The sequence below is a fragment of the Psychromonas hadalis ATCC BAA-638 genome (assembly GCF_000420245.1).
GTDB lineage: Bacteria > Pseudomonadota > Gammaproteobacteria > Enterobacterales > Psychromonadaceae > Psychromonas > Psychromonas hadalis.
The window spans coordinates 1-26,087 of the sequence record NZ_ATUO01000044.1; the positions used below are offsets into that span (position 1 = coordinate 1).

Sequence of the window (26,087 nt, forward strand, 5' to 3'; positions counted from 1 at the left end):
TGGTGGGCGATACTGGGCTTGAACCAGTGACCCCCGCCTTGTAAGGGCGGTGCTCTCCCAACTGAGCTAATCGCCCAATTCAGTTTAACATTGTCTTTTAGGCAGTTGCCTTGAAGACGAGGCGAATAATATAGAACCTAATTGGTTCATGCAAGCACTTTGTAGCAATCTTTTTCACGACAGCTTAACTCTTAAGCAACATGGTGATAATGCCTGCACAAAGGCGAGCATTCAAGCAGTTCAAGCGCAGATAAATAAGGTCACCTTCTCGTGATAGCCAAAAAGTTAACTTTAAAGTATAAAATAAACACGACTACTTATACCCCAATCACCGCTTTTATTCCCTTTTGCTCAAGCCGATTAGCTAACGTTTGTTTTGCTTCATCATCACTCTGCACAATAATTACCTTTTCAGGCGATGGCGAATACGTTTCACAAAGTTAAGTAAATTAGCTTGGTCTGCATGCGCCGAATAACCAGAGAGAGTATGCCCCTCCGCTTTTACATAATATTTTTCATCCTCAATAAACACATAACCACCACTGAGGCCATATTGTTGTTTTTTTAACCGTGACAAACAGGCTTTAACGATAGAACGATTTCGAGTAACACCCACTTTTAGGGCATCTTCAATAACCAGTGGCAATAGTGCTATTGTCGCTTCTGTAGCAAGAATAGGCCCATCAAAACCAGCAGCTAACAAATAGGGGATTCGGTCAACATGGTCGATATGGCAATGTGTCACAATCAATGCCTGAACAGTCGATATATCAAAGCTAATCGTTAATGAATCACCCACTGTTTCAGCGCCTTGGAATAAACCACAATCATTTCAGTATCAATAAGTAACTGATGACAAGAGCCAGTGGTGCCTTTAACAGCACCATGATGAATTATTTCCATAGTTCCTCTTTCACACTGAATTTAAAAAACACCACCCATACTGAACTGTTTATAAATATAATTTAACTGTACTTATTATGAAAAAGCTAAAACTTTCACGCCATCAAACAATTCGTTAATGGTGGAGACGTTTCATGCGTGATAAACGTTTCATACCTCTGACTCTTTTTACAACTTTCCATATATTACTCAGTAAGATGCTATAAATAATAAAAAAGGTGATAAAAAGATAGAACATAATCGCCTCTGGCACATTAAAGACTTCACCGAGTACACCAATACTGGCACAAAGAAGAGAGACACTACAGATAGCCAATAACGTTTGCGTTGAATTAAGTCCAAGACGTTGGCATATATGATGTAGATGCTCTCTATCGGGTTTAAAAGGGCTATCTCCTCGACGAACACGACGAAACATAATCGAGGCCATATCCATAAGTGGCAATGCGATAAGCCATAAAGCAGTCACTGGGCGCAAGATATTTTCCTGAATATTAGACTGAGAGCCTGAAATTAACAGCCAAATAACGGTAAAACCAATAAGCATACTGCCCGCATCCCCCATAAACACTTTACGAGTACGACCAAAGAACCCCAAATTAAAAAGGATATATGGCAAAATAACCACAATAAAAACAGTGCATAAATACGCGTAATTAGATAACGAGTGTTGCATAAACAAAAAACCTAAAGCAGCAAAAGTAACCGATGCAAGCCCCCCCAGTAATCCATCAATACCATCAACCATATTAAAAGCGTTAATCGCACCAATCACCGCAAAAACAGTGATTATTTTCCCTGCAATATTAGGTAACACAATATAACCAAACCCAAACATATCACCTAATTCAATCAACTGTATGTTGGCCAAATTTATCATCACAACAGCTAAACCCGCCTGAACCGACATACGTAGTTTAACACTGATATCAAATTTATCGTCGAGCACCCCCATACCAACAAGGATAACAATGCTAATAGAATACAAGTCGGAATGGGGGAAAAAATATTGATTATTATATAAAAAATAGAGGACGGACAAACAGATTGAAATCCCTCCTACTAACGGCACAGCACCTTGATGATGCTTACATTCATTTGGTTTATCAACCAAGCCAATTGCGGGATGTCTGGCAACTTTTCTTAACGAAAAAAGCATTGCCAAAGCAAATAAGAAAATAAAGGTTAAATCTACAATGATAGCTAACATAAAAATCTCTAAAAATAAAATTCTCTTGTATACGTATTTTACTGTATTTTAATAAAAGTACGACACGACAAATAGAGAGAATATAAAAAAACTGTATACCACTATTGATGTAACCTATCTACGTAGGTTTAGTCATTAAATTAGATGAATTTGTACTAAGAATTGAGTGATATTACAACATTCACCGTAAAATTGAGAGTATTTAAGCTGATTGAATTAGAAAAATCAGAATAAAACAGGGAGGAACTTCATTATTCTTTGTCATTTCAACGGGGGTGATGAATTATAGATGCAAAAAAATTAACAAATCACATTAGTAATTGAGCAGTACTACGTTGGCTCTGATCCTTGTACATTTGTGGGAAAAATTCATCTCCATCATAAATATCCACTACATACTTGTTGTTTGTAAGATGAAAATAAAAGGCTCTCGCCGACCAGAATGAAACCAACTTGGAACACGGGCTTATAGCTCGCTTGGTTGTATTTTTATCATTGGTAGTCTGGTTCACAACTCATCAGGAGCATGGGATTTAGTCCATAGCCCGAATATATGTCAGAACGGTTTACTTCAGTAAACCAATGAGTCAAGTAATCGCAAACAAGTTAGTACGGGGATTTTAGAGTTCATGTCATGACGAATATAATATTATTTTTATGTTCTAGATTTGTTCGTCTTGACAACGAGTTAGCGTCCATATATGTCCAGATCTTTCTGGTTAGCCTTCCAAACCAGATCACCTATACCATCAGTTGGATTAAATCCAGCAGGTACCGCTAAAAGTATCTCCCTGATCGCTTCATGGTCAAACAGATGACAAGCTGCATCTAAGCTCGCTAATATCTGTTTATACTCAACATAAGGCAGGTAGCTTTCATTGGCACGCATAATGCGTTCATGCTCACTATCCATCACATCATCACCAATTAATAACTCTTCAAAAAGTTTTTCACCAGGGCGCAAACCTGTAAATTTAATTTCAATATCACCCAATGGGTTATCTTCTGATTTAACCTCTAGGCCAGAAAGCTTGATTAAGTTTGTCGCCAAATCAACAATGCGTACAGACTCACCCATATCAAGAACAAAAACATCTCCGCCTTTACCCATTGCACCCGCTTGAATGACCAGACCAGCAGCTTCAGGAATGGTCATAAAATAACGAGTAATATCTGGATGAGTGATTGTCACCGGTCCCTGTGCGGCAATTTGAGACTTAAACAGCGGAATAACAGAGCCAGATGATCCCAACACATTACCAAAACGTACCATACAAAAACGGGTATTATGTTTTTCAGTGGCTAAAGATTGCAAAGCAAGCTCAGCCATTCGTTTGGTCGTTCCCATTACATTAGTTGGTCGCACCGCTTTATCGGTTGAAATCAAAACAAAAGATTCAACCTCAGCCTCAATTGCAGCCAAAGCAGTGTAATAGGTACCAAAGACATTATTTCTTATCCCTTCAACCACGTTATATTCAACCAAAGGCACATGTTTATAAGCGGCCGCATGGTATAACGTTTGCACTTTAAAACTTTTTAGTACCATTTCTAAACGATGCTGACGCTGTACAGAGCCTAACAAAGGCACTATCTCAACATTTAATTGCTGATTAGTCACCATCTCACTCAACTCTTTCTCTATTTGATAAAGCGCAAATTCAGAAAGCTCAAATAGAACTAAAGAATGAGGATTTTGCTGTAGTATTTGACGACAAAGCTCTGATCCTATTGAGCCCCCCGCTCCTGTTACCATTACTACTTTATTTTTTATATTTTTACCTAATAGTTCAGGTTTTGTTGCGACTGCATCACGTCCAAGCAGATCTTCAATCGGTACATCACGTAACTGATCAACTGTCGCCGTTCCATTTAACAGTTCTTCAAAATGTGGAATAGATAACACCTCAACAGGAAGCTCAACGAGCGAATCAATAATGACTTTTCGTTCAGAGCGTGTTGCACTTGGCATCGCGAGTAAGACTTTGCCAATTCTTTTGCGTTTAATCAGTGTTGCTAAATTTTTACGATTATAAACGGTTAAGCCATTAACAACGGTTTTAAACAGTTTTTTTTCATCATCAATGAATGCAATAGGGTGTAACTCATCACCTTGGCGTAATAGGTTAAGTAGTTGCCGTCCCGACTCACCCGCACCATAAATAAGCGTGCGCTCTTTTTTACGACTTTTTTGTTCATAAACAGAAATGCGCACTAATAAACGCGCACCACCACAAAGAAAAATAAGAAAGGTAGCATAAATAATAGGGATTGAACGAGGAATGAATATGTCAGTGAAATAACCAAATACAACCAACCCACCCGCTGAGGCAAGGCAACTCAAAATAATGGTAAATAGAGCATGAACACTTAAATAACGCAATATGGCACGGTACAGACCTACCCGCATAAAGAGGAATAACGTGCTAACGATAAGCAACAATAGCAGGTGGGTATATTCACTCTTATAAAAAAGCGTTAAATCGCCTAAACGGGTATAGAATGCGCCAACAAAAGAGATTGAGATAAACAAAAAATCGGCAAAAACACTAATCACACGTTTATAGACACGGGGGATGGAAAAAAAAGAGTTCATTTAAGTTTGTAGTCCTTGGAGGCTAAAATAGAAAAGCCCTGCATAAATACAGGGCTTTAAATAGTATCATAAAATTTTAGTCAAATCTGTGAATTAGCTTACAGCGTCACCAGAACCACTGCCTGTGGCCGTTTGCATTATATATTTAAAATAGTTTTTAATTGATAGAGACTCAATCATTTTTAGATCTGTTTCTGCTAATAACTTAGGGGTCGACATATCAATATTACTGACCTGCCCAAGCCCAGTAATCCCAGGTAATACATTATAAACACCACGACTATCACGCTCGGCAATTAACTCTTCTTGATTAAACAGGTTAGGCCTTGGCCCAACAAAGCTCATTTCACCTTTTAAAACATTAATAAGTTGTGGCAACTCATCAACTTTTGTTTTACGTAAAAAACCACCCAACTTAGTAATTGACGCACTACTTGCTAAATGACTTGCTACCGATTTTGTATCAACCGACATAGTGCGGAATTTAATAAGGTTAAATGGTTTTTTGTTTTTACCTACACGTTGCTGGATAAAAATAGGAGAGCCAGTATCAAAGTAACCGATAATAGTCACGATCAATAAAATGGGAAAGGTAACAATTAGGCCAAAGAAAGCCATTAAAAAGTCGAGGATGCGGATTAGTAAGTTATTCATAATTATTTCTTTTTCTTTAAATCATTAAGAAAAGCATCTGCTGTTTTTTTCATACATTCAGCACTGCTATATGGAGGTGTCCAGTTTAATCGTTCTTTAGTTTTAGATATATCCACTTGTAACGATCCACACAAGCGTTGTGCGATGGCTGGTTTACCGATTAATTTGCTCGCTATATTAAACCATGATGCTGGAATAGGGATTAATCGATTAGGTACATTCAATGCCGTTGCCATATTTTTTAATAAACCAGTCGTTGAAACATCGTCATCATCTGAGACTAAAAACGTTTGGTTGGCAGCATTTGGGTGCTCAATACAAGTAACAATGAGATCAACAAGGTTATCAACCGACACTAAGCTACGCTTATTTTCTTTGATCCCACCTAACGGTAGAGGCGCACCTTTGTTTACCCACTTCATCATAGAAGCAAAGTTAGCCTTTACACTAGGGCCATAAACTAAAGGTGGACGAATAATCACAATTTCCATGCCGGTTTCGCTAGCGATTTTACGCAGACCAATTTCAGCTTCGTATTTACTTAAACCATAAGGATCTGTTGGAATATAGGTATCATCTGGTTTAAAAGGTTTGCCAAGTTCAGTTGATTCGCCATTAACCTTGATCGAGCTAATAAAGATAAAACGTTTTACGCCCGCATCAGCAGCTTGCTGGGCTAAGTTAAGCGTTCCGTGGGTGTTTACTTCACGGAATGCTTCTAAAGAATTATTTGATGAATTATCCATGATGTGGACTCGGGCCGCGCAATGGATAATAATGTCTACAGAAAGTAATGCATTTATATAGTTTTGAGTGGCACAAATGTTATATTGAAAAAAACAGAGTGCCTTATCTGATTTAGGTAACCTACGCCCCAATACACTTAGCTCAGTTACCTTTAATACATTAAGTACTTCTTTACCTACAAAACCTGTTGCGCCCGTTAATAGTAACTTCACTTTTTAATCCTATTGCTTTCAAAGATATTGACAATATCTAATGCCATCTCTTTCATTATTGAACGACGTCTATACTTTTCAATAAATTCATTTCTTGGCGTATGGACAATATCTAACTTATTAAATGCAGAAACAGCACCGTTAATATCTACAGGATTAAACACCTGAGCATTAGACACTTTATCACGTAAAAAAGAGGCCGAATACCCACTAACACCTGCCAATATTGGCTTACCCATTGCAGCATACTCAAATATTTTAGAGGGGAGTACTTTCTTAAAAGCAGGGTAATCATTTAAATGCAAAAAAAGAATGTCGGCTTGAAGATACTGCTCAATTAATTCACCTCGTCCCATAGGGGGTAGCAGTGTTACATTATTAGTATCATTCATTAGCTCACTTTCAAGTTGTATTCTTCTTCCTCCATCCCCTATAACAACAAATTCTGCTTGACCAGATAACGCCTTAGCAAGCTTAGGAATGATATTATGTAAACCTTGCCCCTCTCCTATATTTCCTGCATATAATATTTTGATTTTTCTCGCACTTGCATCACTTAGCTTTGCCGTGGGTAAATCAATAAACTCTTCATCAATACCATTCGTAAAAAATCGAAGTTCAGCACAAGGAAACCGTTGAGAAAAATAATCTAAAAAACCTTTTGAAACTAAATTTATTCGTAAAGATTTTCTAAATGTATATTTTTCAACAATTGAAAACAGAGGCCTAATAAAAAATGCAAGTTTAGGGGACAATACATCTTTAATGGTATCTACAAATATATCGCGAATATCAAGGTATATCGGGATATCTTTTTTAGTCGCGATGCGTGTTCCAAGAAAAGCGGTGAACAAACGAGAACTCGTTGCAAAAACCAGATCATAATCATTTTTTCGTGTCTTTTTCCTAGCTTGATTATAGTAGGTAGCAAAAGATTTAATTTGATCTAGCATTCCACTTTTATGTGAAGGCAATGGAATCCTATGAATTGTAAGAGGGCCATTTTGCTCAAATTCGAGTGCTTTCACCTCAAAAGATGAATAACGATTTGGCATCGTTGTTATTAATTCTATTTCACAACCTTTAATTTTTTTAAGTTCATCAATTAATGCAGTACAACGAAATGAGCCTGCGCAAAGATCTGGCTTGTAATAAAATGACAAAATTAATATTTTCAACTTAACCTCTCAACACTCGAATTAACTGTAGTGTTATTTGCTCGCATTCTTCCCTTTTGGATTTTAAACAAAGGGTCAAATAAGAAATAAAAGAGCATAACATCTAAAAATGAAATCCCCCAAAAAACACCATATTGTGCCATTGAATAAATAAAGATTGAGGCGATATAAATAAAATTCCTTTTAGTCACGTTAATAGCAATTAAAATAAAATACAGTGTAGAGATAATGATACCTTGTGTCGCTAATAACATTAATACAGAGTTGTGTGCATGAAATGGATGGCCTTCATAGCCTGTAACGGGAATAGTTACAAACACTTTATAGGATCCAGAGCCAAACAATGGGCTTTCTTTAATTAGCTGCCAATATTCAAACCAAATATAACTACGCGAAGATAAATCTACCCCCCTACTCGCATCCCCTCTCGATAATTGTGTCATTAAGTATTCACTTGCTAACGGAAAAACAAAAATAACACTGACAACTAAAGCAAATAGAATACTCATGAGAACCAATGGCTTTTTAGAAAACGACTTAATATATGCAAAATTTACAAATAACAAAAATAATAAAGCAGATATAATGACGGTACGATTAAAACTAAATACAACACCAGCTACCATAACTGCATACAATATTTTTTTATGGTTTGCTCTTAAATTTGAGAAATGAACGATAAAAAGCCCAATTAATGCTTTATATGAAAGCACAGAGGACGAGTCAGATAGCCCCGCCACTTTACGATAATACAAAGCCTGACCACTAAACTCAGCGTAGTTGGGGTTACCTTTAAAAATGGACGTAATACCTAATGTATATTCGATAAAAGCCACTGCAATTTCTAGTGCTATTAACACTAATAAATACTTCATGACTTTTTCATTAAAAAATTGAGCAATGAAAAAACTTAATAATATTAAAGGGATATAAGGAATACCAAGCATCTCGCCAGATACACTGGTGTAATGCAAATTATTCCCAATAGAGACAAAAGAAATCATGAGTATGATCAAAAAAGAAATTTCAGTATTACTAGTTATTTTTAGCTTGTTCAAATTAAGAATGATAATAGGAACCGTTAAAAGAATAACATGGTTGGTAAAGCCGTACAGAGTGGATAAGTAAACCAAAAAAAGTATTGATAGACGGCTAAAATTTGAAATATTCTTAATCATTTCTTTTTCTACTTAGTGAGGCAATAAAGGTAGGCTCAGCGACACTAATGAATTTATGTAAATCACAATGCTTGGCAACAAAAGAACTTAACTTGCTTAAGGAGTATGCTGTAGATGCTTTAGGGTGGCCAATTAAGACAAAATGCTCAGAACTCTTCTGGATATATAATTTAAATGCCATTTTTAGATAACTTATTTTATAACCATCTACAGAAGCTACGCCATACGAAGATTGAGTTAGCATTTTAATAATATCTTGCTTCCCTGCTCCAATAGGCGTGCCATCACCGATATATTGATGTTTACGCTGTTTAAATATTTTAATAAATAGAAATTTCCAATAAAACCATGGTTTTATTTTATGGGACGATATTGGTAGCTCTATAAAGTCCCCTTTTTCAGTCTCTTTCAAAAGGTCTTGATTAAAAGGCCAAATATCTTTGTAAGGTGCATCTTTAAAGTTAAAACTATGATTTTCTGAATTATAAGCACCGCCATAAAATACCGTACTGTCTAGCCACACACCGTGTTTTTTCATTGCAGAAGCAACATGTGAAAAAGGTTGAATACACCATCCACCAGCACGAAATGCAAATACGGGTTTATGGGTTATTTCTGTTAATACATCTTTATAATCACAGACGATACGATCAACTTCTGATCCACTGAAATCATTTAAAGTAAAACGAGTAGTATCAAATATCCATTCATTATTTTCATAAACAGCATCTTCCCAGTGAGGGTGAATATGCAGTTGAATGCTGTGTCCATTTAAAGACAACTTTTTAATTTGACTAGAAATAGCAACAAGATCTTGCTTTAACTTATCATCTTTTACACTGTATTCTTTGAGTTTTATCAAATAGCCTGAATCAACAAAAAATGTTGCTTTCGCATTATGCTTATCTAGGATATCAAGCAACGCATTAGTCGGTTCCAATATGCTTTTTTCTAATGAGCCACTTTTTTTCCCGAAAAAAAGCTCATAATCGAACGTTAAAAATATATTCATTTGTTAGGCACTTTCAGTAATTCTTCGATAGGATCTTTATATTCAATTCCCTTTAGACGCAAATATAATTTAGCGGTGAAATTATATAATTTAAATTTTATGGGTGAAAATATCACATTAAAAGCATAACCAGTCTCAAGCTGACAACCAAAGCGAGATTTGAAACGTTGAATTCCCTCAAACTTTGAGCCCGGCTGAACAGTTATTCTGGCACCAACGAAATCATATTTTGATAATCCTAATGATTTCAAGTGAAGCATAATTCGATGTTGTAGATAATTAACACTACCTGTTGCCGGCCTTGGTGTGCTTCCACCATAAAGATAATAACCACACTCTCCATCAAACAATATCACCGCAGTCCCCTGTAGAATTTCATTTTGGTAGACAGATGCCAATAACAAATTATCGGGAATATCTTTTTTTAAGTTAGTTAGAAAATCTAAGGAAGGAAAGTAGGGTGCATTTTGACGATCCAGTGTTTCTTTTATATTATTGTAAACGACATCAATTGAATCATTAAAAACGACTGATGCCCCCTCTTTCTCTGCTTTCTTAACGACATTTCGATGTTTTTTATGATAACCCGATATTATTTCATCTTCTGACTTTGTCAAATCAAGTAAATAACTCCCCCATGGAACCGTACTAATATGTTCCGGCACATTTTTAAATACACAATTAGATTGGGCTTTACCGATAAAATCACAAAGCTTATTTTCTTTGAGAAAGTTAATTGCTTCAGAAAGAAATAACGCTTCCTGCTCATCAGATGCTTTCAGCAAACGAATTGGAGTAGATGTAAATATTAAACGTTTAAAAATTAGTTTTTTAACGATGATATACGGAAGAATAAACGAATCAGAAACTAACCAGCCAAAACTTGATGATTTGGCTTTAAGGTAACCCTCCTTAGCAAATACAGGTAATTCCATATCCATTAGAGAGGTAAGATCTGACTGGCTTAATATATTTTTTATTATCACTGACGACATTTTTCGATCTCTGCAAGAAAAGCCTCGGGGCTTTTCATAGTTGTTGAAAGGTGAGCTAAATATGTGATGTCAAGATTCCACCAACATGATTCAAGCAATTTTTTTATAATATCTGGAGAAAAACGGTAACCTATTATTTTTGCAGGTACTCCCGCGACAATAGCATAAGGAGGCACATCCCGCGTTACAATGCTCCCTCCACCAATGATTGCTCCGTGACCAATGATTACGCCTGCCACAATGATAGCATTCGCATAGACAAGGACATCATGACCAATTTCAGTAAAGCCCTTCTCTTTATATTCATCATATAAATTAGAGTCAATATAACCTCTGTTTGAGGAATAAAAAACAGGACTCGTTGATACAAAATTGTGAGGGTGCGGGCCGGCTCCAATTTTTACATTATGAGATATTGAGCAGTATTTCCCTATATATTTGGTATTCGCATCTATTTGGGTGTATTCATTGATAAAGGTGTGATCACCAATACTCACGCCAGACTGCACCTTTACTTTTTCTCGCAACACTACTCCTTTGCCAAGTTTTACATTTGGCATGACAAAGTTAGTGTATATCGTTGCCGAAGGAAATCTTATTTTTTTTACGAGAAAAAAACAAAAAAAGTAGACGTTTTTTTTAATACTATTAAACAATTTCATACCTCAATTGCGCTAATTAAGCCAATTTAATTAAATAAATTTTCATCCATTTGCTTCAAGCAAACGTATTGATCAGGATAGCTTAACGTATAATATTGCATAGGGTTATCTTTCATAACATCAAACACATATGTCTTGTGCTTATAATGAATGGCATCAAAGTGGCACGATGAATATACTGATATATGGGCAAGGCTATTATATATATATTGTTCTGTGGTAAAAGTTTTATTAAGTAAAACACGCACAGAAGATAAGCTTTCTAGCTGTTGGCAGAAAATCGCTAACGTCTTTCCACCTTCGTTAGGATGAGGGATGTACAATAATTCAATATTCTTCTTAGATAATATCTCTTCAGCCTCACGAAATAACGTTAACATCTCCTCATAAAAACCACCTTGCCCTGTAAATACAACAAAGTTTTTTCCTAACATGGTTAACTCAAAATCAACCAGAGAATATTTCAAACGCCCTGTTACTTTAATTTGATTCGATTTATAGTACCCTGCATTAAACAACTCTTTTTCCCAGAATTCATTATAAACCAGTACGTTATTTGGTGTCGGCAATAATGCGGAATGACACTTATAATTATATGCTCGATGCGTGCTGCCAATTAAGCCGTGCTGAAGTTCATTTATTTCAATATCCCCTTCTTTCAAAACACTAATAAGTTCTGTATTTGAATAAGCAGAAACAACATATGCCTTTGATATACGCAGAGGCAATAAAAAAACTTTATAAAGGTGATAAGAGACAATAAACCTTGTGTGTATCGCTGATAACTCTGCTCTCGTCACTAAAACACCACTTTTTTCAAGTTCATAAAAAAATGCCTCTGGTATCTCTATACTAATAAACTTTGTTAATAGCTTAGTGAATACAACTTTCAAAGGCGCTAATAAATAGCTAACGATAACAATATTATGTTTCTTTAAATAAGCACAGTGTTGGATTAATTTTTCAGGATGCTCTGCGCTTAATAAATAAAGTAATGAACCACCTTTCAACTCATTACTTGGTAAGTAAGAATCTAACGACTTATCATCATGCTCAAATAACCCAGAGCCCGCCCCCACATACAAATTAGAAATTCGTACGCGAAATATGAGTTTTATATAATGAAAAACAGACAGAAAAAGTAGATAAATACCACTTTTACTGAAGTACCCCTCACTTGATGCGCCTTTAATACTATCTGGTAACGATTTAGCATATAAATAATTTTTTATGTTTATCCATGAGGTCGTGTTTTTATATTTAAATATCTCAGCTGGATTATTAGAGGTTTCAATATTATCCAGTGCAGTCAATATATTCATTTTCATTATTTTTCCTGCTTTAAGCTATCTGGGCTAGAAAGACTTTGTTTTGTAAAAAAAAGCAGTTTATTTTTATAAATATACCCATATAAAAACGCAACCATAACGATGTTAGAGACAATCAAAGAAAATGGGATATAACTTACATCCACGAGGGAAAATAAATACATGAGAAGTATATAGACAATTGATGATAACAACGTGCTTAACGCAATCACCTTATTTTTATTATAATAAAACAATACGTTTATCATGATCAGGTATGCCCCCATCAACGAAAACCCAAACAAAAAAACAACCGTATAGTATTTCACTCCTACAAAGCCTTCACCTAACACAAAATTATACGCGACATCAGGAAGTAGATAGCCAAATATTGCAGGAAGAGGACATAATAGAAGGTAAAAAAACAACCACTGATTAATATTAGCCATCGATATTTTATTTGCTTTCAATGCTTCAAAAAAATAAGGAACCAATGCTTTATTTATTGCAAATAACACAACACTAACAGCCATCGCAATTTGCAACCCTGCTGAATAGACCCCTAAAATTTCATAGTTAAAAGCCTGAGCAATATAAACTTTATCAAACTGCCCTTTAGCTGCTGATGCCAGACTATGGATAATGAGAGGAGATCCAAAACCAAAAATATATTTCCCAAATAAAATAAATTGCTTTTTACTGATTTTTAATTTTACTGTCGTACTAGACCTTGTTATCCATACACCTATTAATGCCGATAATATATTGGCAATTAAAATAGAAAACAGACGCTCTTCATATCCAGAAGCATAATAAGAGAATAATAATAAAGTAAGCCCTACAGATATAAAACTTTGACTAAACTGTATTGTGACATATGAAATCGCTTTTTTTTGACACTGTTGTAATGCAAGTTGCACTGCCATTACTGATTGGCTAAGTGCGATGGCAGCCCCATACACAATGTAGAGATCCTTCAGCCATAATCCAACTAACAGAATGAAAATAGAGATAATTAGGGAGTAACAATAACCAACAGCCAGCAACGTATAAATACTGCGTTTTCCATAAAAATAATAATATCGTGCTAATGCGCCATCCTGACTACAGTTAATAAAAACCAATAGAATAGCAATATATGCCAAGCTGTTAGCAAGTTCACCAAAACCGTCAACCCCTAACGCTCTGGTGAGATAAGGCATTAACAAAAATGGCATTAATTTACTTAAAATTTCGCCAAACAAGAAAACAAATGAAGATTTAAACATGCTTTTTTATAACCTTTACAGTCGCGTTATACTGTTTATTTATTCCGTTGTAATAGAAAAGAAGCATAATCAAAATCAATCACTGTATCAATATCGACCGAACCATACGCCTCCATGACATAAGCACAATTTCTTTGACTAGACATGATCTCATTTTTTTCCAAAATTACACTTGTCTTGGTGATATAGATAGCGCCATTTAAACGATAATTGTCCTCGTAGTCTTGACTTCGCTTCCCATCATCATCAAAAAGACAACTCAAAGAAGAATCATTATGTAATTTATAGGTCCATTGAATAGGATGTTCGACAGGACAAACGGAGACAACTGATTCTCCGTTTGAAGTTATATACTGTTGCCATGCGCCGATAATATCATGCTCATTTCTCAATGGGGAAGAGGGCTGTAACAATACAACATCGGTGAAGTGAACCCCTTTATCTCGATACCATAATAAAGTGTGCTTAATCACATCAAGACTTGAAGCGGTGTCGCTAGCCAAATGTTCAGGTCTCATAAAAGGTACTTTAGCACCAAATTTTTCAGCAACGTCCGCAATTTCTTGATTATCTGTATTGACCATCACTTCATCAAAAATATCACTTTTAATAGCAGCTTCAATCGTCCACGCTATTAACGGTTTTCCAGCTAAAGGTAAAATATTTTTTCTTGGTAGTCGTTTACTACCTCCACGAGCGGGGATAATCGCCAGTATCTTCTTATTCTTTGTCATCTTAAAAACCTAAAGTATGTATATCCGCTTGTGCTCTTTGATAATCTTCCATACGACCAATATCTAACCAATATTCATGAATAGGAAACATCATCACCTTACCTTTTTCGGCAATATTTAGCTCAAGTAAGGTAGGCATATCAACCACGGTACCAGCACTCACTCCATTAACAATACTTTGATTAATAACGTATATCCCTGCATTTACATGAAAAATTTGTATAGGTTTTTCGACCATACTAGTTACTTTCCCATGCTCACCTTGAATAACGCCATAAGGGATTTGATACTCGTATTCTCGCACGCACATCGTTGCATCAGCCGTTTCATGCATATGAAAAGAGAGCAATTTATTAAAATCGATATTTGTTAGAATATCACCATTCATCAAGATCAATGGTAAAGCAGGAAGATCATCGGGCAACAAACCAAGCGCACCACCAGTCCCCAGTGGGGAATCTTCATGAATATAGGTAATGCTCACCCCCCATTTTGAACCATCGCCAAAATGATCTTGAATCATTTCTGCCATATAATGTGTGGATATATAAAAATTCACAAAACCAAATTTAATGAAGTTTAACAGCGTTATCTCTAAAATAGGCTTATCACCTACTTTTAACAATGGTTTAGGACAATTATTGGTAAGAGGCCTTAAGCGAGTACCAAATCCGCCAGCCATTAAAAATACAGGGTTTTCTACTTTAGATACAGATAACGACTCATGTAACGTCTGCAGGCCAACCACAACATCATTTTCTATGATTGGAATTGAGAGAATTTCTTTACTCTCCATTAGTTGAATCAGTTGCTCTTTACTGGTATCAGTGGTTGCTGTGATAGGTTGTGAATTCATTACATTCTCAACATAGTCATCTAATGAAATCCCCGATAACAACCCTCGGCGAATATCACCATCACTAACCACACCTAACAACTTGTTATCAGAATCAATTACAATTGCACCACGCAATGCTTCTTTATCAATAACAACTAATGCATTTCGAACAGAACAATCAGCTTTTATTAAAATATTTTTCCAATTATGACTCATTCTTTAACCTTCTATTTTTATCATGCATATATGTTATACATCACTTTATTTTCAATATAATTGGCAGACTCACTACGCCCCCTTAATTTAATGGTTATTAAACCATTACAAAGAAACACATTAAATTAGTTGGCAATATGTTTAATCATATTGCACATCACAGATTTTTTTTAGCGTATCACACAATTTTTCTATGTCTTTTTTATCGTAGCGAGAATCTAAAGGGATCGATAAAATCTTATTACTTATTTTATTGCTCACTTTATTATTTTCAGGCCAATGAATTGCCAAGAAAATATTATCAAGCATTAATTTCTTTTTTATTGTATTTCTGTTCTGCAATAGCAAAGGTAAGAACGAATAGAATTTAGTATTAACATTCATCACTAAATCACCTAAACAGCTTTTCAAAAGAAGATAATTTTCTTTCCTAATCTTAGTTTCAAAATCAAGCTTTCTATAAAATTCAATAGCCTCAAATAAACTGGCATTAGATGCACTATATATACCACGACTAGCATCTAACACTTGCTCGGCCTCTTGAAATAAGTTTAAATATTCACTTTCATGTCCATGCCCACCCCCTAAAAAAGTGCTTTTTAAACCTTTTGCTTTATATTTCAAGTCTGAAAATAATGGCAATATCTTTGGCTCTACTTTATGTATAGGTTGATTACTATAAAGCAGGCTCAAATCTGCCACTGGTGATATTTTTCTTAAGCTATTATAAGAAAACCATAACGTACCTCGCTCCAACACATGAGGATATGGCGAAAAAACATCATCAATAATAAGACACTTAGAAAATCTGGACACTGCATTTTGGAATGACATATTAGCCATTCCAAAATATTTAATTAAATAAAGACAGTCATAATTATTTATTTTTTTTGGTAATTCAAATTCAAAATCAGAACCAACATCGTAAAAATCAATTTTTACATCATATTCCAATAAAACATCAAGAATCACCTCACATAGAAAATTTGGTAAAAGGAGATGCTTACCTTGAAGTTCTGCGGACTGAATAATAAGCCTTAATGAAGATCGTCCCGAGTTGGTTATCTCTCTGTAATAATGCTTTTTTTCGAGTTCTTGCTCTCCCCCAATATGGAACATATTAAAAGCTTACGTCATAAAATGACTTAATCTTTAATGTGCTTAAATCAAATGTTTTTAGCACTTTCACAACTTGCTGTGAGCTTTCACCTTGCCCATAGGGATTAATAACGTTCTTCAATAACTCTTGATAGTCATCTTCATATATAGTCATTAATGCGTTAGTAACCTCTTGATAATCAGCCCTTACATCAATAACACTTTCAGCCCTTACCCGCCCTTTTTGTCGATCACCAATATTTATACTAGCAACTTTAAACGTTGGGGCTTCAACAATACCACTAGAGGAGTTTCCAATAACAGCGTCAACATAATGTAAAGAAGATAAGTACCTCAGCGAGCCTAAAGATGTAAACGCAACTGATTTTTCTTTATTTTTCTCAACGTAATCATCAATAAAAGCATTGATGACCCTGCCACCGACATCTGCATTTGCTTTGGTAAAAATAAGTAAGGTATCAGTTAATTCATCTAACACTGCTAACAACATTTTGAAATCAGCCTCGATAGAAGCTTGGGATAACGTTGTTTCGGGATGATAAGTGATCAGTAAGTTTTTACGTTTTAATTTTTTCTCAATAGACGCTTCAAACTCTTCTCTGCTCAGAAAAGACATACGCTTAAAGTTATCAAGCCCCACCTCACCAACATTAAATACTCTACTCGGATCTTCTCCCATTTGAATAACACGGTGAGCATATTCATCAATAGCGGTAAAATGAAGGTGAGATAATTTGGTCACACTGTGGCGTATCGTTTCATCAATCGCCCCTTCAGTAATTTCTCCACCATTTAGATGTGCTACGGGAATACGTGCGATGTTAGCGGCTGAGACAATAGGCAATAACTCATAACGATCGCCAAGTACAAGTACTAAATCAGGTTTTAACTCATCAAAAGCTTCAGCAAAACTAATTTGTGCTAATCCCATACTTTTACTGACGCCAACCGGAGAATCTGATGACAGTAAAATTTCTATTTGCTTATTAATGATGACCTTATCATCTTTAATTTGCTTAATAGTATAACCAAACTCTGGAGACAGGTGAGTACCAGTAACAATCAATTGTAAAGCTAATTCATTGTCATCAACAATATCATCAATAAGGCACTTCAATAAACCGTATTCAGCTCTTGTGGCTGTCACTACACATATTTTACGAGACATTAAATGAGGTCTCCTAAACTGTAGCTTTTTTTAGCGACAGAATTAATTATTTCATCCCATCGAGTCGGTGAAATTCCGTTGCCAGGACGCTTAATACTTATCATATCGGCAGTAATTATTTCACCTGAGTTTATTTCACAAGCAGCAACAAGACTCTTTCTCACTATATCTCTATTCTTCATTTCTGTTGCAGTCGGTATTTTCCAGCCAGATCCTAAAGCGAGTTCAATATTACGAATGGAATCAACCATGGCTTTAAGTTCCTGAGGCTCTAAACTCGCTTTGTGATCGGGTCCAAGCATCGATTTATCAAGCGTAAAGTGTTTCTCAATCACCTTAGCTCCCATTGCAACCGCTGCAACAGGAACCTCAATTCCCAGTGTATGATCAGAATAACCAACTGAAATACCAGGAAAAGCATCTTTCATGGTATTCATTGCATTTAGGTTTACATCCTCAGGAGCCGTTGGGTAATCCGTTGTTGCATGCAATACAGTGATATTTTCCAGTGCAACACCTGCATTTTCCAAGGTAAATAATGCATGCTCGACTTCAGAAAGATATCCCATACCTGTTGATAATATAATTGGTTTACCAAAAGAAGCGACATGCCTTAGAAAAGGGGTGTTGGTCAACTCACCAGAGCCAATTTTAAATATATTTTGTAAGTCATTTAAAAACGTTGCGCTTTGCTCCTCATCAGGCGTCGATAAAAACAAAATATTTTTGCTGTCACAGTAGGCCTTTAGAGCACTAAAATCAGAATAACTCAACTCTAAACGCTTTAACATCTGAAATTGCGATTCTTCAACTTGCGTATTTTCTTTTTGATATTCTGCCATCTCAGCATCTTCAGTAACAAGTAACTCTGTTTTCCAAGTCTGAAATTTTACTGCATCAACACCAGCCACAACAGCAACATCAATTAGTTGCTTTGCAAGCTCAAAATCACCATTATGGTTTACACCTGCTTCTGCGATAATAAACGTTTTATTAGACATCTGAAACTCCACTACATTCTATAAAGCTGAAACATATTCAGCTTGTTATCATTATTATTTGTTTTCCAAATTGCATTCAACTCCGCTCTTTTTTCTGGCAAAAAATCAAGACCAGCAATATAGAAGGGTAATACTTGATCTGAAAATTTAGTCTTAAATTTAAATAAACTATCATTTTCATCAGATGTTCTCCCACCACCAAGCATCATCCAGCGACAGCCTTTTTCTTTCGCATTCTCAAATGCATAATCTAAAAGTGCATAATTACCATTTTCACGTAATAGGTCGGAGTTGTTTGCAGATAAGTGATAGTGTGCAATCTCCTTACCATGCATGAAAAAGCCAGTAGACACCGTTTCACCATCAAGTTCCACGCTTAATAGCTCAACGCCAGACACATTATTTAACTGGTTAAAATATTCTTTTTGAAAAAAATAAAATTCAGAAGCATTATTTTTCTTCATGGTAAGTTCATACAACTTACAAAAATCATCTAATCCATTAGATTCCTTTACTCGCTGTAGTTTTTTATTCGCTTTACGTAGAATATTTCTTGTTGTTTTTGAATACTTAGCCCAACGACCTTCTGTTGATAATTCAAGATTAACGATAACAACGGTTCTCTCTTGAGAATGAAAGTCATACAGTTCGCTATGTTTACATAAGGGGTTAAATGGATGAAAGCGAATGAATTCACAGACAATAGATTGGCTCGCACATTCATGTTTATATGCTTTAAAAGCATTTGCAAAAAAAATAGCATCATCACAATTTGAAACAGGGCCACCGTATCCATATGCAGTTTCTAAATCATAGAAATCACCTTCAATTTTAACGCCTGCAACCTCACTAATTTTTCTTTTTATTGATTGAAAAATTATTTTATGTACACCTTCTTTATATTCAAAGCAGAACGTTTCAGCGCCACTTGTAGTATATAGTGCAGAGTAATCACATTTATAATAAGTATCTTCACTTAGTTCAATATTAAAATTGGTCACTTCATACTCCAACAGGTGAACTTGGTAAATTAATTAAATACGCTTCAATCCATTCAGATACTCGTAAATCACCTCTCAATGAATTTTTAAACATCGGTAAGCGGTGCATTAACTGCCAAATCGGTCTTGTCATTACACCTTGCTCATTGGTTTCTTTAAGTAATAAATTACGACTTTCAGCATCAGGGCAAATAATGGCATTTAACCAATAGTTAGACTGAGCATATTCAGGCTCTGTTACAAATTGGAAGTCACTTCCCGAAAATAACATCTTATACTGCTCTGCAAGCGCTCGCTTTTGTTTTAAGAACGTTGGCAGCATTTCCATTTGCGCACAACCAAGTGCTGCATTTAAGTTTGGTAAGCGATAATTAAAGCCTGCTTCATCATGGTAAAACTCATAAGGATGAGGCACTTTTGCCGTCGTCGTTATATGCCGAGTATGCACACCATCATCTAAGTTTTTACATAACACCATACCACCACCACCCGTGGTAATGATTTTATTGCCATTAAAACTGATCGCTGAAAAATCACCAATGGTGCCGGTGTGTTTTCCTTTATAAAAGGAACCTAAACTTTCAGCTGCATCTTCCACTAAAATAAGGTTCCACTTTAGGCAAACAGCCAATAATTCATCAAGCTCAACAGGATGCCCAAAGGTATGCATGGGGATAACCGCTTTAATACGTTGCCCTGTGCTTTTATGGATACATTCACCATCACTATTTAGCATTGCGTTGCTATCAAGGTATTCCTCAGCGGCTTTAGGACACAAACCTAAGCTCACTTTGGACACATCAACAAAAATTGGCTCTGCACCCATATGAAACAACGCATTACAGGTTGCTACAAACGTCAAAGCCTGAGTAATGACTAGGTCTCCCGCTTTAACACCCGCCATATATAATGCAGTATGTAGTGCGGCCGTACCATTTACAGTCGCAACGGCTTTAGTGGTACCAGTATAAATTTCAATATTTTTTTCAAAATCTGCTACATACTTACCGACACTGGAAACAAAGGTACTATCTATAGTATCTGTAACGTATGCCTTCTCATTTCCAGCAAAAGTAGGTGCATGCAATGGAATAAAATCATTCGTTTGGTAGGTATCGCGAACAAAATCAATTAACTTTTTATTCATTTTATTTTTATTCCTAATATAAGCATTACATTTTGCTATCTAAGTATTTTCCAGTTTCTTTATGGCCAAAATCAGGGATCATTTTGAAAAACAATTTAACAATTTTCTCTTTTTTCCATGCCTTAGCTGATTTCATTTCACCAATCTCTTTTTCAAATAACGATACTAAATCAGCATCAAAATCAGCTTCATTTTTAATAACACCTAAGTTTTCAAAACGTTGCATATCTAACGTTTCTTTATCAGTAAAAAATTCTTCGAAATCTTTTTCGCCAGTCGTATCACTGTTTGTAAATAAACAAGGCCATTTTCCTTGTTCCGGAAGAGTTTCAGCTAATTCGCGAGCTTCATCTTCTGATTTACATAAGTACGGTTCATAACCTAATTGCTCTAAATATCTAACAGCAATATCAGAAAAAGAGATCAGATGTAATTTTTCGCTTAATTTTGGGAAGAAAATATCTCGATTTTCGCCAAAGATGCACGACATCAAGCAAAGTTCGCCTGATTCCTGAGGAGTCACAAAATAGCGTTTTATATCTTTTGGTGCAACGATAGGTTGGCGTTTTTGAATGCGTTGATTAAACCCATGTAATAATGAACCATCAGAAAAAGCAACGTTAGCAAAACGCGCAGTTGAAATGGTAATATCTGCACTACGGCGCATTAGAAACATTTCCATAATACGCTTGGATGCCCCCATCATATTGACAGGATTAGCTGCTTTATCGGTAGAAACACAAAAGTATTTTTTAGTACCTTTAGCAACAGACTGAAGAAGTGTTTTTTCCGTATTAAATATGTTTACATCAATCATACGCATTAAAGTAAATGGATCTTTTTCACTTCGAACATGCTTAAGCGCAGAAAGGTTTAATACATAATCATACTGACCATCAGCTTTAATAAAGGCATCATATTCAATTGAGCCGATATCTAAAGCAAAAGTTTGAAAGTCACCTTCGATGTAACCAAATGAACTACGAATATCTCGAACCAACTCAACCATGTTGTTTTCGCTAATATCAACAACATGCAATTTCTTAGGGTTTCTTTTAAAAATCTCTTTAGTAACAGCTTGCCCGATCGAGCCAGCCGCACCAATAACAAGAAAGCTGCTTTCTGAAACGATGTTAGTCAACTCTTCTTCATGGATCTTAATATCATTTGAGAAAAGTGCTTGTTCACGACCGATAAGAGATAAAGTTGATTTCATTACGTTGACCTACCTATTAATTATTTATGGATGCTAATTTCAAATCAGCATCCATATGGTATTTATATGACTAAACCGGAAAGTTATCATTACCGACTTAAATATGAAAGGAAAGTTACAAAAACTTGCTGGTGAATACAAACAGTACTCACCAGCATCATGTAATAATTACAGGATATAAATTGTAAAGCTTTGCTTGGTGAACTTCTGCTTGCTTTTTAACCACGGGTTAATTCGAGCAATATCTTTTGCCTCTACCAAAATGTGCGTCCAATTATATTTATCTGCAACCATCTCTGAAAAGCCACCTGTATTATCTTGAAATACAGCTTGATTAAAGTTCTCGTGCTAGGGTCTTCAAAAAGTGATTTATAATTATGGGACCCTTTTTGTAAAAAAGCATTCAACGCATCAGTTTCATCTTGTTGAATTGGTTTGGTGGTAAAAAACACAGGCAAGAAGTTTTGTTTATAATATAGCGAATAACAGCCGAGCCAATAAAGCCAGCACCACCTGTAATTAATATTTTCATTACTTCCAAATCCCTTTTGTATCAACAATAACAGTACCTAAAGAAAACGCCTTAACCGATTTAAATTCAGAATGGTCTACCAATAATACTGCTATATCAGTATTATTGGTTGCTTCATCTAGTTCAACTAATTGAGCATTTTTAGAAATAGCGGAGGATAACTCTGATATATTAGGCTCTACAAAATTAACCACTGATGCGTGCATTTTTGCAATTTTTTGTGCTATTGCTAAGGACGGACTTTCTCTTAAATCATCAATATTTGGTTTAAACGCAAGACCAAAACAGGTAATACGTACCTCAGAAGCGGTTTTGCTCGGATTCGCTTGTAAAAAATCCGCAATTGCTAATTTAACTTTGTTAATTACCCATTCAGGTTTTGCATCATTTACTTTACGTGCAGTATGAATTAATTGCGCTTGCTCTGGTGTTTTAGAAACAATAAACCATGGGTCAACGGCAATACAATGACCGCCGACACCAGGACCAGGCTGTAAAATATTGATGCGAGGGTGACGATTTGCTAAAGAGATCAATTCCCATACATCAATATCTAATTTATCACAAATAATCGATAATTCATTGGCGAAGGCTATCTGTACATCGCGGCAACTATTTTCTGTTAATTTAGCCATCTCTGCAGTACGCGCATTAGTAATAACGCAATCACCTTGTACGAAGGTTTTATACAACTCAACACTACGTTCCGAACAACGTTGCGACATACCACCAATAACACGATCATTTTCAACTAATTCACGTACAACATGCCCAGGTAAAACACGTTCAGGACAATGCGCGACATTAATATCAGCATCCTCACCAGCATGCTGCGGGAAACTTAGGTCTGCACGCGCTTTCGCTAACCAATCTGCCATCTGCTCTGTTGCACCAACTGGTGAAGTCGATTCTAAAATAACTAAATCACCCTTTTTAAGCACGAGTGCAATCGCTTTAGCTGCAGATTCAATATAACGCAGATCTGGTTCAGGAATGCCTCCTTCATTACATGCCTTAAATGGCGTTGGCACCGCAATTAAAAATGCATCTGCTGGCTCAGGTGACATAACAGCTTTTAAGTAACCTTCAGTTACGGCAACGTGAACAATCATATCGAGATCAGGCTCTACGATATGAATTTTACCTTGATTAATGGTATCAACTACATGTTGATTAACATCAACACCAATCACTTTCTTTTTACGTGAAGCAAACATTGCGGCAGTCGGTAAACCGATATAACCCAAACCAATAACTGAAATAGTTTCAAATGACATAAAAATTCTCTTTAATCTTGCTGAAATAATCTATCTAAAATTCGTTGACAAGCTTTACCATCACCGTATGGATTATGTGCAAAACTCATTTTTTCATATGCGCTTTTATCTGTTAATAACGTGGTCAATTCAGTGACAATTTTTTCTACATTTGTACCGACTAACATTACGGTGCCCGCTTCTACCGCTTCTGGGCGTTCAGTCGTATCACGCATAACTAAAACAGGTTTCCCTAATGATGGCGCTTCCTCTTGTACACCACCTGAATCTGTTAATATGATATATGAGCGATTCATTAAATAAACAAAGGGTAGATAATCTTGCGGTTCGATCAAAAATACATTATCTACGCCTTTTAACAAGCGATTCACAGGCTCTCGGACATTGGGGTTGAGATGCATCGGATATAAAAATTCTACATTAGGAAAGGCTTTTGCCGTTTGTGATATCGCTTCACAAATACGCTCAAAGCCGCCACCAAAGCTTTCTCTTCGATGACCAGTAATTAACACTAGGCGCTTTTTTTCATCTAAAAAGTTAAATTGTGCTTTTAGTTTTTCAGATAGCACGTCATCTGTTTCTAACTTATTAATAACATCAAGCAAAGCATCGATAACCGTATTACCTGTTACCACAATTTTTTCTGCATCAATATTTTCTTGTAATAAATTTTTCTGAGAAACCTCTGTTGGCGCAAAATGCAAATTGGCTAACGCGCCAGTTAACTTGCGATTCCCCTCTTCAGGCCAAGGTGAATATATATTATTCGTGCGCAAACCCGCTTCGACATGGCCTACTTTAATTTGCTGATAATATGCAGCGAGCGTTGATGAAAGTGTTGTTGCAGTATCACCATGCACTAATACGTAATCAGGTTTGAACACTTCTAAAACTGGTTTTAAGCCTTGTAATATACCACAAGTAACATCCGTTAAATCTTGACCAGGCTTCATGATATTTAGATCGTAGTCAGGCTTTATTTCAAACAACTCTAATACTTGATCTAACATCTCGCGGTGCTGAGCTGTAACACAGACCTTGGCATCAAAACGATTATCATTTGCTAATGCTTCAACCAAAGGGGCCATTTTTATCGCTTCTGGGCGTGTACCAAATATGGTTAGAATTTTTTTTTTCATTATTGTAGCCTGTTCATCTATTAGTAACTGATGTTACGCAGTTGAGGCTTGCTCTAGGCGCAAAGCCTCAATTACTGCTCTTTGTGCTTTGATATGAAGTTTCATTTTCAAAGCGAATGTCGTTAGCCCTTTTTTTATAAAAAAAGCACTCTAACTTTACTGTGGCTAACAATGACATGAAAATAGGGTTGTTTTGCGTCTTGATTGTTTTGGCCGGTGATTTTGCTAATGCAGTATTGGATTTTATGTTTTTATGGAAAACCTCAACTTTCCACCGTTTTTGATAGATCGTTTTTATGGCGTCTTTATCTAGCTCAACATCATTACTAATCAAATATAATGCCTCTTCACTGCCATCTTTGTTTTTAAAGATTTGTCGATGTAAAACAACGGGAATATCCATTCCTTTTACCCAACCGCAGATTGGAGTGTCTGACCAATCTAATGAATCAATGTAAAAAGACAGAAAAAGACAGGACATCCAACCCTTTTAAAAAAACATCAGGCCTTTAATTTTGACTTCCCCTTACAGGCCTTATTTCCTAAACTGCTCTGTGTAATCAATCGCCTTATTACTTAATCTAATAAGTTGTTCTGTTTCATGTAAAACTTCGTTAAACAATAAGCACAGGTCTTCTAAAATATACTCGTGTGCGATTTCGTTACGAATATCTTTTAATGTTCTTGCTTGCTCAACTGACTCTACTATACCAATTACAGTAAATAGCTAATCTATTTTACTGGTTAAAATAACTCACTTCTGCGTTGTAAGTTTTG

General features: G+C 35.8%; 21 protein-coding genes, 1 tRNA gene and 4 pseudogenes. All 26 read right to left on the minus strand.

Translation table 11 applies throughout. The features are described 5' to 3' along the window. A tRNA-Val gene (locus G322_RS0107405) sits at positions 1-76 on the minus strand. 241 nt (positions 77-317) lie between these two features. Beyond that, a pseudogene (locus G322_RS24780) lies at positions 318-532 on the minus strand (MBL fold metallo-hydrolase RNA specificity domain-containing protein). Positions 533-556: 24 nt separating this feature from the next. Further along, a pseudogene (locus tag G322_RS22630) lies at positions 557-903 on the minus strand (MBL fold metallo-hydrolase); the annotation flags it as partial. A 115-nt stretch (positions 904-1,018) separates the two neighbouring features. Further along, positions 1,019-2,113: a UDP-N-acetylglucosamine--undecaprenyl-phosphate N-acetylglucosaminephosphotransferase gene (gene wecA, locus G322_RS0107425; protein WP_022941171.1), complete on the minus strand. Its 1,095-nt coding sequence runs from the start codon at positions 2,111-2,113 to the stop codon at positions 1,019-1,021. Positions 2,114-2,801: 688 nt separating this feature from the next. Then, positions 2,802-4,709: a polysaccharide biosynthesis protein gene (locus G322_RS0107430; RefSeq protein ID WP_022941172.1), complete on the minus strand. Its 1,908-nt coding sequence runs from the start codon at positions 4,707-4,709 to the stop codon at positions 2,802-2,804. A 93-nt stretch (positions 4,710-4,802) separates the two neighbouring features. Further along, a complete protein-coding gene (locus tag G322_RS0107435) occupies positions 4,803-5,363 on the minus strand; it encodes a sugar transferase (RefSeq protein ID WP_028866493.1) in 561 nt (186 codons plus the stop codon). A 2-nt stretch (positions 5,364-5,365) separates the two neighbouring features. Beyond that, positions 5,366-6,322 carry a UDP-glucose 4-epimerase family protein gene (locus G322_RS0107440; protein ID WP_028866494.1) on the minus strand — a complete coding sequence of 319 codons (957 nt, stop codon included), beginning with the start codon at positions 6,320-6,322 and terminating at the stop codon, positions 5,366-5,368. Continuing rightward, a complete protein-coding gene (locus G322_RS0107445) occupies positions 6,319-7,500 on the minus strand; it encodes a glycosyltransferase family 4 protein (protein WP_022941173.1) in 1,182 nt (393 codons plus the stop codon). The genes G322_RS0107440 and G322_RS0107445 overlap by 4 nt, the downstream gene beginning before the upstream one ends. Further along, complete coding sequence (locus G322_RS0107450; protein ID WP_022941174.1) at positions 7,497-8,678, minus strand: O-antigen ligase family protein; 1,182 nt, start codon at positions 8,676-8,678, stop codon at positions 7,497-7,499. Before G322_RS0107450 ends, G322_RS0107445 begins: the two co-directional genes overlap by 4 nt. Next, positions 8,671-9,690 carry a polysaccharide deacetylase family protein gene (locus G322_RS20165; protein ID WP_022941175.1) on the minus strand — a complete coding sequence of 340 codons (1,020 nt, stop codon included), beginning with the start codon at positions 9,688-9,690 and terminating at the stop codon, positions 8,671-8,673. The genes G322_RS0107450 and G322_RS20165 overlap by 8 nt, the downstream gene beginning before the upstream one ends. Beyond that, positions 9,687-10,685 (minus strand): lipid II:glycine glycyltransferase FemX, encoded by a 999-nt coding sequence (locus tag G322_RS0107460; RefSeq protein WP_084683704.1) that lies wholly within the window; start codon positions 10,683-10,685, stop codon positions 9,687-9,689. The genes G322_RS20165 and G322_RS0107460 overlap by 4 nt, the downstream gene beginning before the upstream one ends. Then, positions 10,673-11,341 carry a CatB-related O-acetyltransferase gene (locus G322_RS24530; RefSeq protein WP_281166515.1) on the minus strand — a complete coding sequence of 223 codons (669 nt, stop codon included), beginning with the start codon at positions 11,339-11,341 and terminating at the stop codon, positions 10,673-10,675. Before G322_RS24530 ends, G322_RS0107460 begins: the two co-directional genes overlap by 13 nt. A gap of 32 nt (positions 11,342-11,373) precedes the next feature. Beyond that, positions 11,374-12,675, minus strand: coding sequence for a hypothetical protein (locus tag G322_RS0107470; protein ID WP_022941178.1), 1,302 nt, complete (start codon positions 12,673-12,675; stop codon positions 11,374-11,376). Continuing rightward, a complete protein-coding gene (locus G322_RS20170) occupies positions 12,675-13,922 on the minus strand; it encodes an oligosaccharide flippase family protein (RefSeq protein WP_022941179.1) in 1,248 nt (415 codons plus the stop codon). The genes G322_RS0107470 and G322_RS20170 overlap by 1 nt, the downstream gene beginning before the upstream one ends. A gap of 35 nt (positions 13,923-13,957) precedes the next feature. Beyond that, entirely contained in the window at positions 13,958-14,656 is a 699-nt protein-coding gene (locus G322_RS0107480; protein ID WP_022941180.1) for an acylneuraminate cytidylyltransferase family protein, read from the minus strand. A 1-nt stretch (position 14,657) separates the two neighbouring features. After that, positions 14,658-15,710, minus strand: coding sequence for a nucleotidyltransferase family protein (locus tag G322_RS0107485; protein WP_022941181.1), 1,053 nt, complete (start codon positions 15,708-15,710; stop codon positions 14,658-14,660). Positions 15,711-15,851: 141 nt separating this feature from the next. Further along, entirely contained in the window at positions 15,852-16,829 is a 978-nt protein-coding gene (locus G322_RS0107490) for an aspartate aminotransferase family protein (RefSeq protein ID WP_022941182.1), read from the minus strand. A gap of 1 nt (position 16,830) precedes the next feature. Further along, positions 16,831-17,997, minus strand: coding sequence for a UDP-N-acetylglucosamine 2-epimerase (gene neuC / locus G322_RS0107495; RefSeq protein ID WP_022941183.1), 1,167 nt, complete (start codon positions 17,995-17,997; stop codon positions 16,831-16,833). Then, positions 17,997-18,998, minus strand: a complete 1,002-nt coding sequence (neuB, locus tag G322_RS0107500; protein ID WP_022941184.1) for an N-acetylneuraminate synthase — start codon at positions 18,996-18,998, stop codon at positions 17,997-17,999. The genes neuC and neuB overlap by 1 nt, the downstream gene beginning before the upstream one ends. Before the next feature lie 11 nt (positions 18,999-19,009). Continuing rightward, positions 19,010-19,999, minus strand: a complete 990-nt coding sequence (locus tag G322_RS0107505) for a GNAT family N-acetyltransferase (RefSeq protein ID WP_022941185.1) — start codon at positions 19,997-19,999, stop codon at positions 19,010-19,012. A 1-nt stretch (position 20,000) separates the two neighbouring features. Then, positions 20,001-21,146, minus strand: a complete 1,146-nt coding sequence (locus tag G322_RS0107510) for a LegC family aminotransferase (protein ID WP_022941186.1) — start codon at positions 21,144-21,146, stop codon at positions 20,001-20,003. Positions 21,147-21,171: 25 nt separating this feature from the next. After that, entirely contained in the window at positions 21,172-22,362 is a 1,191-nt protein-coding gene (locus G322_RS0107515; RefSeq protein WP_022941187.1) for a UDP-N-acetylglucosamine 4,6-dehydratase, read from the minus strand. Between the two features lie 460 nt (positions 22,363-22,822). Beyond that, positions 22,823-22,894 (minus strand): annotated as a pseudogene (locus G322_RS23295) (NAD-dependent epimerase/dehydratase family protein); the annotation flags it as partial. Beyond that, positions 22,894-24,171: a UDP-N-acetyl-D-mannosamine dehydrogenase gene (wecC, locus tag G322_RS0107525; RefSeq protein ID WP_022941189.1), complete on the minus strand. Its 1,278-nt coding sequence runs from the start codon at positions 24,169-24,171 to the stop codon at positions 22,894-22,896. The pseudogene G322_RS23295 and the gene wecC, both read right to left, overlap by 1 nt. Before the next feature lie 11 nt (positions 24,172-24,182). Next, positions 24,183-25,310, minus strand: coding sequence for a non-hydrolyzing UDP-N-acetylglucosamine 2-epimerase (wecB, locus tag G322_RS0107530; protein ID WP_022941190.1), 1,128 nt, complete (start codon positions 25,308-25,310; stop codon positions 24,183-24,185). Between the two features lie 33 nt (positions 25,311-25,343). Next, positions 25,344-25,764, minus strand: a pseudogene (locus G322_RS21695) (IS701 family transposase); the annotation flags it as partial. Positions 25,765-26,087: the final 323 nt, after the last annotated feature.

Coding starts and splice junctions, on each gene's coding strand:
- G322_RS0107435 (WP_028866493.1), bottom strand. CDS start 5,363: ATGAATAACTTACTAATCCGCATCCTCGACTTTTTAATGGCTTTCTTT.
- G322_RS0107470 (WP_022941178.1), bottom strand. CDS start 12,675: ATGAAAATGAATATATTGACTGCACTGGATAATATTGAAACCTCTAAT.
- G322_RS0107515 (WP_022941187.1), bottom strand. CDS start 22,362: ATGAAATCAACTTTATCTCTTATCGGTCGTGAACAAGCACTTTTCTCA.
- neuB (WP_022941184.1), bottom strand. CDS start 18,998: ATGTCTAATAAAACGTTTATTATCGCAGAAGCAGGTGTAAACCATAAT.
- G322_RS0107430 (WP_022941172.1), bottom strand. CDS start 4,709: ATGAACTCTTTTTTTTCCATCCCCCGTGTCTATAAACGTGTGATTAGT.
- G322_RS0107460 (WP_084683704.1), bottom strand. CDS start 10,685: ATGTCGTCAGTGATAATAAAAAATATATTAAGCCAGTCAGATCTTACC.
- wecA (WP_022941171.1), bottom strand. CDS start 2,113: ATGTTAGCTATCATTGTAGATTTAACCTTTATTTTCTTATTTGCTTTG.
- wecB (WP_022941190.1), bottom strand. CDS start 25,310: ATGAAAAAAAAAATTCTAACCATATTTGGTACACGCCCAGAAGCGATA.
- G322_RS0107450 (WP_022941174.1), bottom strand. CDS start 8,678: ATGATTAAGAATATTTCAAATTTTAGCCGTCTATCAATACTTTTTTTG.
- G322_RS20170 (WP_022941179.1), bottom strand. CDS start 13,922: ATGTTTAAATCTTCATTTGTTTTCTTGTTTGGCGAAATTTTAAGTAAA.
- wecC (WP_022941189.1), bottom strand. CDS start 24,171: ATGTCATTTGAAACTATTTCAGTTATTGGTTTGGGTTATATCGGTTTA.
- G322_RS0107485 (WP_022941181.1), bottom strand. CDS start 15,710: ATGAGTCATAATTGGAAAAATATTTTAATAAAAGCTGATTGTTCTGTT.
- G322_RS0107480 (WP_022941180.1), bottom strand. CDS start 14,656: ATGACAAAGAATAAGAAGATACTGGCGATTATCCCCGCTCGTGGAGGT.
- neuC (WP_022941183.1), bottom strand. CDS start 17,997: ATGTCTCGTAAAATATGTGTAGTGACAGCCACAAGAGCTGAATACGGT.
- G322_RS20165 (WP_022941175.1), bottom strand. CDS start 9,690: ATGAATATATTTTTAACGTTCGATTATGAGCTTTTTTTCGGGAAAAAA.
- G322_RS0107490 (WP_022941182.1), bottom strand. CDS start 16,829: ATGTTCCATATTGGGGGAGAGCAAGAACTCGAAAAAAAGCATTATTAC.
- G322_RS0107510 (WP_022941186.1), bottom strand. CDS start 21,146: ATGAATAAAAAGTTAATTGATTTTGTTCGCGATACCTACCAAACGAAT.